This is a genomic window from Methylobacterium sp. CM6244 (assembly GCF_054817885.1).
On sequence record NZ_CM139247.1, the window covers coordinates 854,698 to 871,217 of the forward strand.

Annotated in this window: 12 protein-coding genes; 7 read left to right on the top strand and 5 right to left on the bottom strand. The window is 67.6% G+C overall.

The window, feature by feature from the left end:
- Positions 1-101: 101 nt before the first annotated feature.
- The 5 genes from ACYQML_RS03915 to ACYQML_RS03935 form a co-directional block, all read right to left on the bottom strand.
- Positions 102-3,374 (bottom strand): efflux RND transporter permease subunit, encoded by a 3,273-nt coding sequence (locus ACYQML_RS03915; protein ID WP_461234783.1) that lies wholly within the window; start codon positions 3,372-3,374, stop codon positions 102-104.
- Entirely contained in the window at positions 3,371-3,817 is a 447-nt protein-coding gene (locus ACYQML_RS03920; protein WP_461234784.1) for an endonuclease domain-containing protein, read from the bottom strand. The genes ACYQML_RS03915 and ACYQML_RS03920 overlap by 4 nt, the downstream gene beginning before the upstream one ends.
- Before the next feature lie 140 nt (positions 3,818-3,957).
- The gene (locus ACYQML_RS03925) at positions 3,958-7,071 is read right to left on the bottom strand and encodes an MdtB/MuxB family multidrug efflux RND transporter permease subunit (RefSeq protein WP_461234785.1); all 3,114 of its coding nucleotides are present in this window, start codon (positions 7,069-7,071) and stop codon (positions 3,958-3,960) included.
- A 181-nt stretch (positions 7,072-7,252) separates the two neighbouring features.
- Positions 7,253-8,659 (bottom strand): MdtA/MuxA family multidrug efflux RND transporter periplasmic adaptor subunit, encoded by a 1,407-nt coding sequence (locus ACYQML_RS03930; RefSeq protein ID WP_461234786.1) that lies wholly within the window; start codon positions 8,657-8,659, stop codon positions 7,253-7,255.
- A 272-nt stretch (positions 8,660-8,931) separates the two neighbouring features.
- A complete protein-coding gene (locus tag ACYQML_RS03935) occupies positions 8,932-9,072 on the bottom strand; it encodes a hypothetical protein (protein WP_200919012.1) in 141 nt (46 codons plus the stop codon).
- A 388-nt stretch (positions 9,073-9,460) separates the two neighbouring features.
- Here ACYQML_RS03935 and ACYQML_RS03940 point away from each other — a divergent pair, with 388 nt between their 5' ends.
- The 7 genes from ACYQML_RS03940 (at position 9,461) to ACYQML_RS03970 (ending at position 16,267) form a co-directional block, all read left to right on the top strand.
- Positions 9,461-10,627 (top strand): aminotransferase, encoded by a 1,167-nt coding sequence (locus ACYQML_RS03940; protein ID WP_461234787.1) that lies wholly within the window; start codon positions 9,461-9,463, stop codon positions 10,625-10,627.
- 99 nt (positions 10,628-10,726) lie between these two features.
- Entirely contained in the window at positions 10,727-11,212 is a 486-nt protein-coding gene (locus tag ACYQML_RS03945) for a DUF4112 domain-containing protein (RefSeq protein WP_461234788.1), read from the top strand.
- A 25-nt stretch (positions 11,213-11,237) separates the two neighbouring features.
- Positions 11,238-12,413 carry an ABC transporter permease gene (locus tag ACYQML_RS03950; RefSeq protein WP_461234789.1) on the top strand — a complete coding sequence of 392 codons (1,176 nt, stop codon included), beginning with the start codon at positions 11,238-11,240 and terminating at the stop codon, positions 12,411-12,413.
- 201 nt (positions 12,414-12,614) lie between these two features.
- Positions 12,615-13,835 carry a Gfo/Idh/MocA family protein gene (locus tag ACYQML_RS03955; RefSeq protein WP_461234790.1) on the top strand — a complete coding sequence of 407 codons (1,221 nt, stop codon included), beginning with the start codon at positions 12,615-12,617 and terminating at the stop codon, positions 13,833-13,835.
- 123 nt (positions 13,836-13,958) lie between these two features.
- Positions 13,959-15,242, top strand: a complete 1,284-nt coding sequence (locus ACYQML_RS03960; protein ID WP_207411058.1) for a cation:proton antiporter — start codon at positions 13,959-13,961, stop codon at positions 15,240-15,242.
- 276 nt (positions 15,243-15,518) lie between these two features.
- Positions 15,519-15,728, top strand: coding sequence for a cold-shock protein (locus ACYQML_RS03965; protein WP_056423281.1), 210 nt, complete (start codon positions 15,519-15,521; stop codon positions 15,726-15,728).
- A 176-nt stretch (positions 15,729-15,904) separates the two neighbouring features.
- Complete coding sequence (locus tag ACYQML_RS03970; protein ID WP_280136526.1) at positions 15,905-16,267, top strand: DUF6481 family protein; 363 nt, start codon at positions 15,905-15,907, stop codon at positions 16,265-16,267.
- Positions 16,268-16,520 lie beyond the last annotated feature (253 nt).

The window sequence follows — 16,520 nt, forward strand, 5'->3', positions numbered from 1 at the left end:
CCAGGAGAGGGAACCTGCGCCGTCGTCTGGAAGCGGTGCGCTTCCCCTCGAAAGGGAAGCCACGAGCCCGCGCAGGCGACCGTCCGTCAAACCGCCCACGCTCATTCGGCCGCGCCCGGAACCACGCCCAAGGCCGGGCGACGCCGGCGGAGGCGGTCGAGATAGAGGTAGACGACGGGTGTGGTGTAGAGGGTCAGGAGCTGGCTCACGATCAGGCCGCCGGCGATGGCGATGCCCAGGGGGCGGCGCATCTCCGACCCTTCGCCCCCGGCGAGGATGAGCGGCAGGGCGCCGAGCAGGGCCGCCAGCGTTGTCATCATGATCGGCCGGAAGCGCAAGAGGCAGGCCTCGAAGATCGCATCCTTCGGTGTGGCCCCACGCGTGCGCTCGGCATCGAGCGCCACGTCGATCATCATGATCGCGTTCTTCTTCACGATCCCGATGAGCAGGAACACCGCGATCAGCGCGATGATGGTGAATTCCGTGCCCGAGACGAGGAGCGCCAGCAGCGCGCCGATGCCGGCCGAGGGCAGCGTCGAGAGGATCGTCACCGGATGGACGAAGCTCTCGTAGAGGATTCCCAGGATGGTGTAGACGGCCAGCAGCGCGGCCAGGATCAGCAGCGGCTGGCGCGAGGACGAGGCCTGGAAGGTCTTGGCGGCGCCCGCGAACTCGCCGTGGATCGTCGCCGGCAGGCGTAAGGCCGCCTCGGCCTCCTCGATGGCGGCGGTGGCGTCCGAGAGGCTCTTGCCCGGCGCCAGGTTGAACGAGAGCGTGGTCGCGACGAACAGGCCCTGGTGGCTCACCTGCACGGGCGCGTTCGCGGTCTCGACCCGTGCGAAGGCGGAGAGCGGGATCATCGTCTCCTTGGCGCTCGAAACGGGTGCGCTGGACGAGGCCCCCGCCCCGCCCGCGATGGCGTTGGAGGCGGCGTTGCGGGCGGAATCGGCGGCGATGGTGGAGGCCGTCGTCCCCGTCGTCGCGGCGCCGGCCACCGTCCCGGCCACGGCGTTGGTGATGGCCGAGCCTCGCGCCTTGCCGCCCGATGTCGAGACGAAGACGGTCTTCAACGTCTCCGGGCTCTGCAGGTAGCGCGGCGCGATCTCCATCACGACGTGGTACTGGTTGAGCGGATTGTAGATCGTCGAGACCTGCCGCTGGCCGAAGGCGTCGTAGAGCGTGTTGTCGATCTTGTCGGGCGTGATGCCGTAGCGATAGGCTGTGGCCCGGTCGATGACGAGGCGGCTTTCCAGCCCGCCCTCCTGCTGGTCGGAGGTGACATCGGCGAAGACCGGATTCTTCTGCAGCGCCTCCACGAGCCGGGGCGCCGCCGCATAGAGCTCGTCGGCCGTGTCGCCCTGGAGGGTGTACTGGTACTGCGCGAAGCTCTGGCGCCCGCCCATGCGCAGGTCCTGGCGCGGGAACAGGAACAGCCGGGCGCCCGCCACCTGCGCCAGCTTGGGGCGCAGCCGGGTCATCACCTCGGTGATCGAGGCGCGCTCGCCCCGCGGCTTGAGGCCGACGAAGACATTGGCCGAGTTGGTGGCGCGCCCGCCGGTGAAGCCGACGACGCTGTCCACCGCCGGATCGGCCTGCACGATGGCGGTGGCCTGTTCCAGCTTCTGCTTCATCGCCTGAAACGAGATGCGCTGGTCGGCCTGGATGCCGCCCATCATCTGACCCGTATCCTGCTCGGGGAAGAAGCCCTTCGGGACGATGATGTAGAGATAGACGTTGAGCCCGATCGTCGCGAACAGCGTGAGCAGCACCAGGCGGCGATGAGCGAGGGCGATCCGCAGGGTCCGCTCATAAGCGCGCAGCGTTCCCTCGAAGGCGCCTTCCAGACCCCGGATCAGGAGGTTGGGGCGACGCGGCGCCTCTCCCTCCGGCACGCTTTCGCGCTTGAGCAGGAGCGCGCACATCATCGGCGTGGTGGTGAGCGAGAGGACCAGGGAGATCAGGATCGCCAGGGACAGGGTGACGGCGAATTCCTCGAACAGCCGCCCGACGATGCCGCCCATCAGCAGGATCGGGATGAACACCGCGATCAACGACAGGGTCATGGAGATGACGGTGAAGCCGACCTCCTTCGACCCGGTGAGGGCGGCCTCCACCCTCGGCTTGCCGAGCTCGATATGGCGCTGGATGTTCTCCAGGACGACGATGGCGTCGTCCACCACGAAGCCCGTCGCGATGATGAGGGCCATCAGCGACAGGATGTCGAGGCTGTAATCCAGCAGGTACATGGCCGAGAAGGTGCCGATGATCGAGATCGGCACGGCCACGGCCGGGATCAGGGTCGCCCGGCCGGAGCGCAGGAAGGCGAAGACCACGCCGATGACGAGGACGACCGCGATGATCAGGGTCTCCTCGGTCTCGGCGAGGGAGGCGCGGATCGTGGCGCTGCGGTCGCCCGTGACGGTGAGGTCGATATCTCCCGGCAGCGCGGCCTGGACCTGCGGCAGCGCCGCCTTCACCGCCTTGATGGTGTCGACCACGTTGGAGCCGGGCTGCTTGTAGATGAACAGGATCACGCCCGGCCGGCCGTTCACGAGGCCGAGGTTGCGCTTGTCCTCCACCGAATCCTCGACCTTGCCCACATCGGTGAGGCGCACGCCCGCCCCGTTGCGGTAGGCCACGACGATGTCGCGATAATCCGCCGCCACCCGGCCCTGGTCGTTGGCGTAGAGCTGGTAATGGCGGGTGTCGGTCTCGATTGCGCCTTTCGGGGAATTGGCATTGGCCGAGGCGATCGCGGCGCGCACCCCTTCGAGCCCGATCCCGTAATTGTAGAGGGCGGTGGGATCGAGTTCGACCCGCACCGCCGGGAGCGACGAGCCGCCGATATCGACATTCCCCACCCCGGGGAGCTGGGACATCTTCTGCTGCACCACCGTGGCGGCGGAATCGTAGAGCTGGCCCGGCGACAGGGTATTCGAGGTCAGGCCGAGGATCAGGATCGGCGCATCGGCCGGGTTGAACTTGCGATAGGTCGGGTTCGAGCGCAGGGCGGTGGGCAGGTCGGCCCGTGCGGCGTTGATCGCCGCCTGCACGTCGCGGGCGGCCCCGTCGATGTCGCGGTTGAGATTGAACATCAGGACGATCCGCACCGTCCCGACGGAACTGGTAGAGGTCATCTCGCCCACATCGGCGATGATGCCGAGGCGCCGCTCCAAGGGGGCCGCCACCGTCGTCGCCATGGTCTCGGGCGAGGCCCCGGCCATCTGCGCCTGGACCAGGATGACGGGGAAATCCACCTGCGGCAGCGGCGCCACCGGCAGCTTGAAGAACGCAAAGATGCCCGCCAGCAACACCCCGATGGTGAGCAGCGTCGTGGCGACCGGACGGCGGATGAACGGCTCGGAGACGTTCATGGGCGGGGAGCCGGGCGCATACTCCCTCCCCCCTCTGCGGGGGAGGGTGGCCCGGCCGTCAGGCCGGGTCGGGAGAGGGGAGCGACGCGGCCGGACACGGCGCGAGCCAGCCGCGCCTCGACGGTCGCGCCGACCGTGTCGAGGACCGAAGCGAGATCGCTCAGGACACGGTCATTCGGGAAGCGCAGAATCTCGAACCCCTGCTCCCGCAGCCAGACATCGCGCGCGGCGTCGCGATCACGGCGTTCGGCCTCGTCATGCGGGGCTCCGTCGAGTTCGACGATCAGACGGGCGGAGGCGCAGAGGAAATCGGCGATGTAGGGCGGCAGGGGAACCTGGCGTCTGAATTTGAGCCCACGGAAGCGGCTACCGCGCACCTGCTGCCAGAACGCATCCTCGGCAAGCGTACGGAGCTGACGTTGCTCGCGGGCGAACGCACGCAAATGGGGAGTCGGTCTGACGAGGGTGCGCCCATCGTCGCTCTGCGCGTCCGATCCGGAAACCGGGTTCCCCTCTCCCGACCCACTGCGTGGGCCTCCCTCCCCCGCAGAGGGGGGAGGGAGAGTGACGGCAAGGTCCCGGATCACGGCGTCACCCCCGCCGCCTTCGCGCCGCCGCCGCGCTTGAACCGGCGCTCCAGCCGGTCGAAGGCGAGGTAGATCACCGGGGTGGTGAACAGGGTCAGCACCTGGGAAACGATGAGGCCGCCGGCGATGACGATGCCGAGCGGCTGGCGCAGTTCGGAACCGACGCCGGTGCCGAGGATGAGGGGCACCGCCGCGAACAAAGCGGCCAGCGTCGTCATCAGGATCGGGCGGAAGCGCAGCAGGCAGGCCTCGTAGATCGCGTCGCGCGGGGCCATGCCCTCCTCGCGCTCGGCCTGGAGCGCGAAGTCGATCATCATGATCGCGTTCTTCTTCACGATGCCGATGAGCAGCACGATGCCGATGACGCCGATGATGTCCAGCGGCATGCCGTAGAGCATCAGCCCGACCAGGGCGCCGATCCCCGCCGAGGGCAGGGTCGAGAGGATCGTGATCGGGTGGACGAAGCTCTCGTAGAGCACGCCGAGCACGATGTAGACGGTGACGATGGCGGCGATCACCAGGAAGAGCTGGTTCGAGAGCGCCGATTGGAAGGCGAAGACCGAGCCCTGCGGCACCACGCGGAAGCTCGGCGGCAGGTCGATCTCCTTCCGCGCCGCCTCGATCGTCTGCACCGCATCGCCCAGCGCCGCGCCTTCGGCGAGGTTGAACGAGACGGTGGTGGCCGGGAACTGGCCGAGATGGCTGATGAGGAGCGGCGCCCGGCGTTCGCTGATCCGCGCCACCGCCAAAAGCGGCACCTGGCCCGAGGCCGCCGTGGAGGAGGGCAGGAAGATGCCGTTGAGGCTGTCGAGAGTCTTGTGCAGGTCCGGGTCGGCCTCGAGGATCACCCGGTACTGGTTCGACTGGGTGAAGATCGTCGAGACGATGCGCTGGCCGAAGGCGTCGTAGAGCGCGTTGTCCACGGTGGCGGGGGTGATGCCGTAGCGGCCCGCGGTGGGCCGGTCGATGGTGATGTAGGCCGCCAACCCGTTGCCCTGGAGGTCGCTCGCCACGTCCGACAGCAGCGGCGAGCGCTGCAGCGCCTGGACGAAGCGCGGCACCCAGGTCTCGAATTCCGAGAGGTTCGGGTTCTCGAGGATCACCTGGTACTGCGTCGCGCTCACCGCCGTATCGATGGTGAGGTCCTGCACCGGCTGCATGTAGAGCCGGATGCCGGCGACCCCGCGCGTCGCTTCCTTCAGGCGGCGGATGATCGCGCTGGCATCGGTGGCGCGGCCCTCATGCGGCTTCAGGTTGATGAGGAACCGTCCGGAATTCAGCGTGACGTTTTGGCCGTCGACACCGATGAACGAGGACAGGCTCGCCACATCCGGGTCCTGCAGGACGATCCGGGCGAGCTGCTGCTGGCGGTCAGCCATCTCGGCATAGGAGACCGTCTGGTCGGCCTGGGTCACGCCCTGGATCACGCCGGTATCCTGGACCGGGAAGAACCCCTTGGGGATGACCACGAACAGGTAGGCGGTGAGCGCGATGGTGCCGAGGGTGACCACCAGGGTCAGGCCCTGGTGGTTGAGGACGATGCGCAGCATCCGCCCGTAGCCGGCGATCACCCCGTCCATGGCCCTACGCCCGGCCCGCCCGATGAATCCTTCGCGGCGCTTGGCCTCCGGCGCGTGCTTGAGCAGGCGGGCGCACAGCATCGGCACGAGGGTGAGCGAGACCACCGCCGAGATCACGATGGTGGCGGCGAGCGTGATCGCGAATTCGTGGAACAGGCGGCCCACCACGTCGCCCATGAAAAGGAGCGGGATCAGCACCGCGATGAGGGAGACCGTGAGCGAGATGATGGTGAAGCCGATCTCGCGGCTGCCCTTCAGGGCCGCCTCCATCGGCGAATCGCCCTCCTCCACGTGGCGGGCGATGTTCTCGATGACCACGATGGCGTCGTCGACGACGAAGCCGGTGGCGATGGTCAGCGCCATCAGGGACAGGTTGTCGAGGGAGAACCCGTAGAGATCCATGATCGAGAGCGCGCCAATGAGCGAGAGCGGCACCGACAGGCTCGGGATCAGGGTCGCGGACAGGCTGCGCAAAAACAGGAAGATCACCAGCACCACGAGGCCGATGGCGAGCGCCAGTTCCACCTGCACGTCGTGGACCGAGGCGCGGATGGTGGTGGTGCGGTCGGTGAGCGGCGTCACCGTGATCGCGGCGGGCAGCGTCCCCTGCAGCTGGGGCAGCAGCGCCTTGATCTTGTCGACGGTGGCGATGACGTTCGCGCCGGGCTGGCGCTGGATGTTGAGGATGACGGCGGGCGTCTCGTCCATCCAGGCGCCGAGCTTGGTGTTCTCCGGGCCGTTGACCACGTCGGCGACGTCCGAGAGCCGCACCGCCGAGCCGTTCTTGTAGGCGATGATCGCCTGCTCGTAGGCCTTCGGATCGCGGATCTGGTCGTTGGCGTTGATGGCGTAGGATTGGGTCGGACCGTCGATCGTGCCCTTCGGCGTGTTGACGTTGAGGTTGGTGATGGTGGTGCGAAGGTCGTCGATGTTGAGGCCGTAGGCAGCCAGCGCACGCGAATTGAAGCGCACGCGCACGGCGGGGCGCTGGCCGCCGCCCATGCTGACGAGGCCGACGCCGGAGACCTGGCTGATCTTCTGGGCGAGCCGCGTCTCGGCCAGATCGCGCACCTCGGTGAGCGGCATCGTCGTGGAGGTGAGCGCCAGGGTCAGGATCGGCGCGTCGGCCGGGTTGACCTTGGCGTAGATGGGTGGCGCCGGCAGGTCGGAGGGCAGCAGGTTGCCCGCCGCATTGATGGCCGCCTGGACCTGCTGCTCCGCGATGTCGAGGCCGAGATCCAGGCTGAACTGGAGCGTGATCACCGACGCGCCCGCAGAACTCTGCGAGGTCATCTGGTTGAGGTTGGCGAGCTGGCCGAATTGCCGCTCCAGCGGCGCCGTCACCGCCGAGGTCATCACCTCGGGGCTGGCGCCGGGATAGAAGGTCTGCACCTGGATCGTCGGGTACTCCACCGACGGCAGGGCCGAGACCGGCAGGTTCAGGTACGACACCATGCCCACGAGCAGGATCGCCAGCATGAACAGCGTGGTGGCGACGGGACGCAGGATGAAGATGCGGGACGGGTTCATGGGGTAAAGGCCATGACGGGCGCGCCGCCCCTCCCCTCCCCCCGCTGCGGGGGAGGGTGGCCCACGCAGTGGGTCGGGAGAGGGGAGCGCGCTGTCCGGAGAGGTCGTCCCCTCTCCCGCCTGCTCCGCAGGCACCCTCCCCCGCAGAGGGGGGAGGGAGAAACGGCGTCGAGAGTGATCATCACGGCTGCGCCGCCGGCCGCTCTCTGCGGCGCTCGCGCTTCTGCGGCGGGTTTTCGGGAGGCGTCCCGGCGGCGGGCGTCGATGTCGTGGCCGGGGCGTCGGTTGCAGGCGCGGCTTGGCCGGGCGCCGCAGGTTCGCCGGGAGGTGGCGCCTGCCCCTTGCCGCCCTCGGTGACGCGGACCTTGGCGCCGTCGCGCAGGCGGTCGGTCCCATCGACCACCACCCGGTCGCCGACCGCCAGCCCCTTGGTGACGGCACTGCGCGTGCCATCGGCCTCGCCGACGGTGATCGGCCGGACCACGACCTTGTCGTCGCTGTCGAGCAGGTAGACATAGGCGCCGGGCGTGCCGCGCAGGATCGCGGCGGTGGGGACGATGGGCGTGTCCCGCACCGTGTCCACGGTGAGCTTGGCGTTCACGAACTGGTTCGGGAACAGGCTCTCGTCCTTGTTGTCGAACAGCGCGCGCAACTTCACCGTGCCGGTGGTGGTGTCGATCTGGTTGTCCACCGTATCGAGGGTGCCGGTGGCGAGCACGTTGGCATCGCCCCGGTCATAGGCGGTCACCGTGAGCTTCGCGCCCGAGCGCAGGCGGCGCATGACGCGCGCCACGTCGTCCTCGGGCAGGGTGAACACCACCGAGATCGGATGCAGCTGCGTCACCACCACGATGTTGGTGGAGGCGGCAGTGACGTAATTGCCCTGGTCGATCTGGCGCAGGCCGACGCGGCCCTCCACGGGCGAGACGATGCGCGTATAGGCGATGTTGAGCTTCTGCTGGTCGACCTGGGCCTGGTCGATGGCGACCGTGCCCTCGTTCTGCTTCACCAGGGACGCTTGCGTGTCCACGTTCTGCTTGGAGATCGAATCCTGCAGGCTGAGGCGCTGGAAACGGGCGAGGTCGAGCTTCGAATTCTGCAGCAGGGCCTGATCGCGGGCGAGCTGGCCCTGGTACTGGGCGAGTTGCGCCTCGTAGATGCGCGGATCGATCTGGGCGAGGAAATCGCCCTTCTTCACGGTCTGCCCCTCGCGAAAGCCGATCTCCGTGAGATAGCCGCTGATCTGCGACTGGATCGTCACGGTGGCGAGCGGCGTCACCGTGCCGAGGCCCGACAGCACCACCGGGATCTCGCCGGTGGAGACCGTGGCGACCCCGACCGCCTGTGGCATGTCGCCCGGACGTCCACGGGCGCCCTTGCCGCGGGCGGGCGCGCCGTCGGCCGTGCTCTCCGTCTTGGGCGCGAGCTTGGGCGCGAGATAGAATCTGTAGCCGGCCGCTCCCGCCCCCGCGAGGAGGAGGAGCAGGATCAACCATGTTCCCACACGGCTTCGCCGGCGCGTCGGCGCCGGGGTGTCCGGTCTGAATTCCCGGGCCGTTTCGGTCCGGATGGGCGATTGTTCGTTCATGCCTCGACAATCCAGCCGATCGCTCCCGAACGGCACCGCGCAGTCTGGACGAAATGGCGACGTGAGTCCCGAGGGAACAGGGGGCGCGACCACCGCGCAGCGGGGCGACGATCCGGGACAGTGCCGGGAGCCGCGCTGGGTTGCCGGTGGGTCTTGCCCGTCGATCGATCGCTCAGCATCGCGGCCGAATATGCCGGATTATTGCGACGCCAGTGCGGCGCGGAAGTTTCCGGGTTGTTTCCGACGTTCCGGCGGCGGATCGGCGGAAGCCTTCAGGGGAGTGGCTTCGACGGGTAGGCCTCGACCACCGCGTGGTAGGCCGCGTCCGGCGGCGTCACCGGCATGGCGAGGCGCAATCCCGCTCCCGCCAGGGCGATGAGGAAGGCAAGGGCGCAGCAGGCGCGGGTACTCAACGCGGTCGTCCTCGTGATCCGATACGAGGTCGCTACCCCGGAGGACCATCGAAGCACAAGCGGAACGCGGAAAAAGCCGCCGCCCCGAGCCGGAGCGACGACTTCAATCCTTGGGGGGATCGGCTTCTTGGGAAGGACCGGAGCGGTACGTCGCCCAACCGAAACGAGGGGGCGGTGTTCCTGTTGAGCGGCGACCGCTCCGGCCATGGCCAGAACCTACGTTACGCCTGATGAATGTCAACAATCGTCAGGCGCGGTCCGGGATTACGGGCGGAGGGGCGTGCGATCGCGCACGTTCCCAAAAGCGCGATTTCCGGCCCGAAACGCCCATGCTACCGAGGGGGCGGACGACGTCAGCTTCAGTTTATCGCCCACGAGCGTTTCCCGGATGAACCCTGTTTTCGCCGACCTCCCCAATACCGTGTTCGACGTGATGTCGGTGCTGGCGCGCGAGCTCGGGGCGATCAATCTCGGACAGGGTTTCCCGGACGATCCCGGGCCGGCGGATGTGCGCGAGAAGGCCGCCGATGCCCTGCGCGACGGCTACAACCAATACCCGCCGATGATGGGTTTGCCGGTGCTTCGCCGCGCCATCGCCGCCCATTACGAGCGCCATCAGGCACTCGCTCTCGATCCCGACACCGAGGTGATGGTGACGTCGGGCGCCACCGAGGCCCTGGCCGCGAGCCTGCTCGCCCTGGTCTCGCCCGGCGACGAGGTCGTGCTGTTCGAGCCGATGTACGACGCCTACCTGCCGATCATCCGGCAGGCCGGCGGCATCCCGCGCTTCGTCACCCTGCGGCCTCCGCATTTCCGCCTCGACGAAGAGGCGCTGGCGGAAGCTTTTTCCGAGCGCACCCGCGTCGTCGTTCTCAACAACCCGCTCAACCCGACCGCGACGATGTTCGAGGAACAGGATCTCGCATTGCTGGCGAGGTTCTGCCAGCGATTCGACGTGACCGCCATCTGCGACGAGGTGTGGGAGCACGTGACCTTCGATGGGCGGCCCCATCGCCCGCTGATCGGGTTCGACGGCATGCGGGACCGCACCGTGAAGATCGGCTCGGCCGGCAAGATCTTCAGCCTCACCGGCTGGAAGGTCGGCTTCGTCATGGCGGCACCGGCCCTGCTCAAGGTGGTCTCGAAGGCGCACCAGTTCCTCACCTTCACCACGCCGCCGAACCTGCAGGAGGCAGTGGCGTACGGGCTTTCCAAGGACGAAGCCTATTTCATCGAGATGCGCGCCCGGTTCGCCCGCTCGCGCGACCGGCTGAGCGCCGGACTCACCGGCCTCGGCTTCTCCGTGCTGCCGTCGCAGGCGACCTACTTCCTCACCATCGACATCGGCGAGCTGGGCCCGCGCCTCGGCTGCGCGGACGACGTCGCCTTCTGCCAGCATCTCGTGCGGGAGCACGGGGTGGCGGCGATTCCCATCAGTGCTTTCTATGCGCAGGGGGCCGTGCGCAACCTCGTCAGGCTGTGTTTCGCCAAGCAGGATGCGACCCTCGACGCGGCCCTAGAGCGGCTCTCCGGCCTGATGCGGAGCACCTTTTGATGAAGCGGCACGGCCGTGCGGGCCCGGTGCTTGCAGCTTGCCCCGGGCAGGGCCACATCCTGCATCATGACCACGACGCGCATCCCCCGGAGCCCCGCCATGGCCTTCAACGACGCCGTCTTCGCCACTCGCGAATTGCCCAACGGCGCCTTCGGCCGGGGCGATGGGACCGCCACACGCTTCCGCGCCGAGCCCGACAGCCGGGAGGCCTCGCTGCTGCGGCTGGAGCAGTTCGCCCACATCATGGACTCGGCGTTCGTGATCCCCGGCATCAACCGGCGGGTGGGGCTCGACGCCGTGGTCGGCCTCGTTCCGATCATCGGCGATGCGGCGGGCATGCTGCTCGCCTCCTACATCGTCTACGAGGCACGCCGCCTCGGCGCGCCGAAATGGCTGCTCGCCCGGATGGCCATGAACGTGGCCTTCGACGGGGTGATCGGCGCCGTCCCACTGGCCGGCGACATCTTCGATGCCGCGTTCAAGGCCAATCGTCGCAACGTGCGCCTGCTGCGCCGCCACCTCGAGAAGACCGGCGGCCTGCGCCCCAACGAGATCGAGGGAACGGCCGTCCGTCTCGACGGCTGACGCACAATCCAATAGGGGCGGTCTCATGAACGAGATCGCCCGCCCCGCGGAAGCCGTCCCCGTTGCCGCCCCGCCTCCCCTCGTGCCGACGGCACGGGGGCTGTCGCCGCTGAACCGGCGGCGGCTCTCGAATTTCCGGCGCAACCGGCTCGGCTTCTGGTCGTTCGTGATCTTCGTCGGCCTGTTCAGCCTGAGCCTGTTCGCCGAATTCATCGCCAACGACCGGCCCCTGGTGGTCTCGTACAAGGGCGAGATCCTGTTTCCCGTCCTGATCGATTATCCGGACGAGAAGTTCGGCGGGTTCTATGCGCGGCCGAACTACCGCTCGGCGGAGACGCGGAAAGAGATCGCCGATCACGGCTGGGCGGTCTGGCCGCCGATCCCCTATTCCTACGACACGATCATCGACGGGCTGCCGACCCCCTCGCCCTCGCCGCCCACCTGGATGCTCACGGACGAGCAATGCCAGGCGGCGGCGAAGCAGAACGGCGCGGAGACCACGGGCCGGGAGGGGTGCAAGGGCCTGGAGATGCACTGGCTCGGCACCGACAACACCACCCGCGACGTGCTGGCCCGCGTGATCTATGGCTTTCGCATCTCGGTGCTGTTCGGGCTGATCCTGGCCATCGTCTCCTCGGTGATCGGCGTGATCGCCGGGGCGGTGCAGGGCTATTTCGGCGGCTGGGTCGATCTGTCCCTGCAACGCTTCATCGAGGTCTGGAGCGGCATCCCGACCCTTTACCTCATCATCATCATCTCGGCCTTCATCGCGCCGGGCTTCTTCGTGCTGCTGGGCATCCTGCTGCTGTTCTCCTGGGTGGCCCTGGTCGGCGTGGTGCGCGCCGAGTTCCTGCGGGCGCGCAATTTCGAATATGTCCGCGCCGCCCGTGCGCTCGGCCTCTCCAACATCCGCATCATGAGCCGGCACCTCCTGCCCAACGCCATGGTGGCGACGCTGACCTTCATGCCGTTCATCCTCAACGGCTCGATCGGCACGCTGACCTCCCTCGACTTCCTCGGCTTCGGCCTGCCTCCCGGCTCGGCCTCCCTCGGCGAGTTGCTGGCGCAGGGCAAGGACAACATCCAGGCCCCCTGGCTCGGGCTGACCGGCTTCTTCGTGGTGGCGGTGATGCTGAGCCTGCTCATCTTCGCCGGCGAAGCCGTCCGTGACGCTTTCGACCCCCGCAAGACGTTCAAGTAACAACCACGTCCCAGTAAAAACCACGTCCCAGTAAAAACCGCCTGTCGCGCGAGACCCACCGAGATGGGTCTCGTGTTTTAATCCGCCCCGCGCGCCTCCACCGCAGGTTCCGATGGAATCCGATTGGAGCGTCATGCGTTGTCAGGGGGCGGCATCCTCGATCCGGCCGCGAGATTTAACCCTCCTGGATCCGGAGATACGATGTCCGACGCCTCGCATACGACGCCGTCCCGCCGCCTCTTCATGGCCGGCAGCCTCGCCGGAATCGGCGGTGTACTGGCTTCCGAGCGCGCCGCCTCGCAGGCGATCCCCACCACCCCCACCGGCCGGCCCGAGCCCAAGCTCGACCAGCCGCCGCCCCTGCCGCGCGACAAGCATCTTGGCTGGGCCGTGGTCGGCCTCGGCGATTTCACCCAGGCCCAGGTTCTGCCCGCTCTGGAACGGGCCCGCCGCTCGAAGACCGTGGCCCTCGTCTCGGGCAATCCCGACAAGGCCAAAGCCGTCGCGGCCCGCTACGGAGTCGAGGCCGGGGGGATCTACGATTACGGCACGATGGGGAAGATGGCCGACAACAAGGACATTGCGGCCGTCTACATCGTGACGCCGAACTCCACCCATGCCGACCTGACCATCAAGGCGCTGGAGGCGGGCAAGCACGTTCTCTGCGAAAAGCCGATGGCTACCAATTCCGCCGATTGCCAGCGGATGATCGACGCTGCCAAGGCCGCCGACCGCCGCCTGATGATCGCCTACCGGGTCCATTGGGAGCCGCATAACCTGCGCGCCAAGGCGATGATGGACAAGGGCGAGTTCGGCGACGTCCGCTTCGCCTCCTCCGACCACCACCGCCCCCTGGAGCCGTCGCGGCCGCGCGACCAGTGGCGCATGTTGAAGGCCGTGGCCGGCGGCGGATCGCTCGTGGATATCGGCATCTACGGCCTCAACGGCCTGCAATGGTTTTTCGGCGAGAGCCCGTCCTCGGTCTCGGCCTCGATGCACTCGCCGGAAGGCGATCCGCGTTTCGGGCAGGTCGAGGACGTGTTCACGGCGCAGCTGGTCTTTCCCTCGGGCCGGCGCGCCACGGTCTCGTCGGGCTACAGCTCCGACAAGAAGCGGATCGACATCTGGGGCGAGAAGGGCGTGGCGACCCTCGATCCCGGCACCGCCTACCAGGGCAACCGGCTCGTCGTCAGCGACGCCAAGCGGGCCGACGAGGTCCTGACGGCCGAAGGCGATGCTGTGCAGTTCACCGGCGAGATCGACCACCTCTCGCAGATCATCGCCGAGGGCGGAGAGCTGCGGACGCCGGGCGAGATGGGCCTGCGCGACGTCCGCCTGATCGAGGCGCTCTACCGGGCGGCGGAGACGCGCCAATGGGTCGATCTCAACCCCGACATGACGATGCGGTCGGGCACGCGCTGAGGATGGATCGGGAGCGGCCCGCAACGGCGTCGCTCCCATACGACATGCTGACGGTGAACAATCGGTCTTGCGTATGGGTCGTGGTGATTCCGGCGAAGAGCGTACAGGGACGAATCGCGGGTTATGGACGCCTATGTCATCATGCTCGGGGGCTTTGGCGCCCTCGTGCTCCTCACCGCCTGGCTGCCGATGGTGCTTCGGCAGCTGCCGCTGTCGCTGCCGATCTGCTGCGTCGCGATCGGGGCCGGCCTCTCGCTGATCCCCGGAATCGCCGACTTCTCACCCCGGCCTCAGCAGCATCTGCGCCTGATCGAGAAGGTCAGCGAATTCGTCGTCATCATCTCGCTGATGGGGGCCGGGCTGAAGCTCGACCGCAGGGTCGGCTGGAAAAGCTGGATGGTGACATGGCGTCTCCTCGCCTTCGCCATGCCGCTGACGATCCTGATCCTCGGGTTCCTGGCCTCTCATCTCCTCGCCCTCGGCCTCGCCTCGTCCCTCCTGATCGCCGCCGCCCTCGCGCCGACCGACCCGGTCCTCGCCTCCGAGGTCCAGGTCGGCCCGCCGTCACAGGGCGTCGAGGACGATATGCGGTTCGGCCTCACCTCGGAGGCCGGGCTCAATGACGGGCTCGCCTTCCCCTTCGTCCACCTCGCCATCGCCCTCGTGGCCGCGAACGGCCTGAGCGCCGCCGGGTGGACCGAATGGGTCGGCGTCTCGCTGGTGTGGAAGATCCTGGCCGGCGTCGCGCTGGGTGCCGCGATCGGACGGGGCTTCGGCTGGCTGACCTTCCACCTGCCGAACCGGGCACGGCTCTCGCGGACGGGCGACGGTTTCGTCGCTCTCGGCATCACCTGCCTGACCTATGCGGCCGTGGAGGCCGTGCATGGCTACGGCTTCATCGGCGTCTTCGTCGCGGCGCTGGCCATGCGCTGGTCCGACCACGGCCACGATTACCATCACGCGCTGCACGGGTCGGCCGAAGCGTTCGAGCGCCTGACGATGATGATCCTTCTCGTCGGCTTCGGACTCGCCATCGGCGGCGGACTCCTGCGCGACCTCACCTGGGCCGGCGTTGCCTTCGCGCTTCTGGTCATCTTCGTGGTTCGGCCGCTCTGCGGCTGGATCAGCCTCCTCGGGCACGATCAGCCCGCCGCCGAACGCGCGGTGATCAGCATCTTCGGGATCAGGGGGCTCGGCACGATCTACTATCTCGCCTACGCCTCCGGCCATGCGGCCTTCGAGGGGGCGAGCCTGCTCTGGAGCACGGCGGGATTGACCATCCTGCTATCCATCGTCCTGCACGGGGTAAGCGTCTCGCCGATCCTCGGCTTTCTCGACCGCCGCAGCGGGCGCGATACCGAGAGCGCCCAGATGGACCTGCCGCTGGGCTCCTCCCCGGCCGAATGAGACCTCTCGGCAGAGCGAAATCAGCGCCCGTATTGACTGGCCACCGGCGGAAATTTCCCTCCGTGCTCGAAAATAAAACCCAAGTTTTTCATGGCATTTGCTAAATCCCGCCATTGAGAGTACATAACAGAGATCGAAGCGTGATCAGATTTTCATCTGTGTGAGCCAAAGAGCTTTCGCAGAGCGGAAGTCGGGTGCGAATCGAGACAACGGAGAAGGCCGTACATCTTCGTGCGGACCTCCGAACTATGATGCCCGCAAGGGCGAAGGATTATGATGGCTGTCGGTACTGTTAAGTGGTTCAACGAGCAAAAGGGCTTCGGCTTCATCCAGCCGGATAATGGCGGCAACGATGTGTTCGTGCACATCTCCGCTGTCGAGCGCGCAGGAATGCGTGGTCTCGCCGAAGGCCAGAAGGTCTCCTACGAAATGGAAACCGACAAGCGCAGCGGCAAGCAGTCCGCCGGCAATCTCCAGGCCGCCTGAACCATATCGCATATGGGCCATGTGAGGCTCCTACGAGAGCCTGACATTGGACAGGAAGCCGCTCTCCATTGGAGAGCGGCTTCCTGCGTTTTTATCCATCTCCCGACCGGTTCGGTTCGGAGCCTCGTCCACTGTCCCGCGGTCGTTTCCGGCCGCTTCCCAGACCAGGATTCTGTGTGAGCCAATTCAACGAAAACTCCATGACCGACCGCCTCAAGGCTTCGCAAGAAGCCCGTCAGGCCGCCCTGGCGCGTTTCCGCGACCGGCCGGCCGCTGACGATCCGACGGTTCTCGCCCGCAAGGCCGAGCGTGAGGCCATTGCCCGTGAGCGCGAGATCCGCGTCGCCGCCCGCGAGGCCGAGCGCGCCGCCGCCGCCGCCCAGGCCGTCGCCGAGGCCGAGGCCGAGCGTGAGCGCCAGGCCATCGAAGCGGCCCGCGTCGCCGAAGAGAAGATCGCCCTCGCAGCCGCCGCTCGCATCGAGCAGAAGCAGCAGCGCGATGCCCGCTACGCCGCCCGCAAGGCGAAGGCGCGCAAGTAAGGCATTCTCCTCCGAAGTCTCCGGCCTCGCGGCGGATTCCGCCCTGCGAGAGCCGATGTTTCGGAACGAACTACCGGACGGCTTTACCGAACATGGCGTTCGATGATGGCGCTATCCGGCTTCGATGTCGTGGCCGCTCCGGCATGATCGGGGCAGCGACGGTCAATGGGTTGGCTCGGTCCTTCGTGTGGGTTCGAGCGCAGGGTGGCATCTCCGGACGGGGTTGCCGCCCATCTCGTCCTTTTCCGCAAGG

Bases quoted from the DNA above. Each gene is read 5' to 3' on its own strand.
- ACYQML_RS03915 (WP_461234783.1), bottom strand. From the start codon at position 3,374: ATGAACGTCTCCGAGCCGTTCATCCGCCGTCCGGTCGCCACGACGCTG.
- ACYQML_RS03925 (WP_461234785.1), bottom strand. From the start codon at position 7,071: ATGAACCCGTCCCGCATCTTCATCCTGCGTCCCGTCGCCACCACGCTG.
- ACYQML_RS03930 (WP_461234786.1), bottom strand. From the start codon at position 8,659: ATGAACGAACAATCGCCCATCCGGACCGAAACGGCCCGGGAATTCAGA.
- ACYQML_RS03940 (WP_461234787.1), top strand. From the start codon at position 9,461: ATGAACCCTGTTTTCGCCGACCTCCCCAATACCGTGTTCGACGTGATG.
- ACYQML_RS03945 (WP_461234788.1), top strand. From the start codon at position 10,727: ATGGCCTTCAACGACGCCGTCTTCGCCACTCGCGAATTGCCCAACGGC.
- ACYQML_RS03950 (WP_461234789.1), top strand. From the start codon at position 11,238: ATGAACGAGATCGCCCGCCCCGCGGAAGCCGTCCCCGTTGCCGCCCCG.
- ACYQML_RS03955 (WP_461234790.1), top strand. From the start codon at position 12,615: ATGTCCGACGCCTCGCATACGACGCCGTCCCGCCGCCTCTTCATGGCC.
- ACYQML_RS03960 (WP_207411058.1), top strand. From the start codon at position 13,959: ATGGACGCCTATGTCATCATGCTCGGGGGCTTTGGCGCCCTCGTGCTC.
- ACYQML_RS03965 (WP_056423281.1), top strand. From the start codon at position 15,519: ATGGCTGTCGGTACTGTTAAGTGGTTCAACGAGCAAAAGGGCTTCGGC.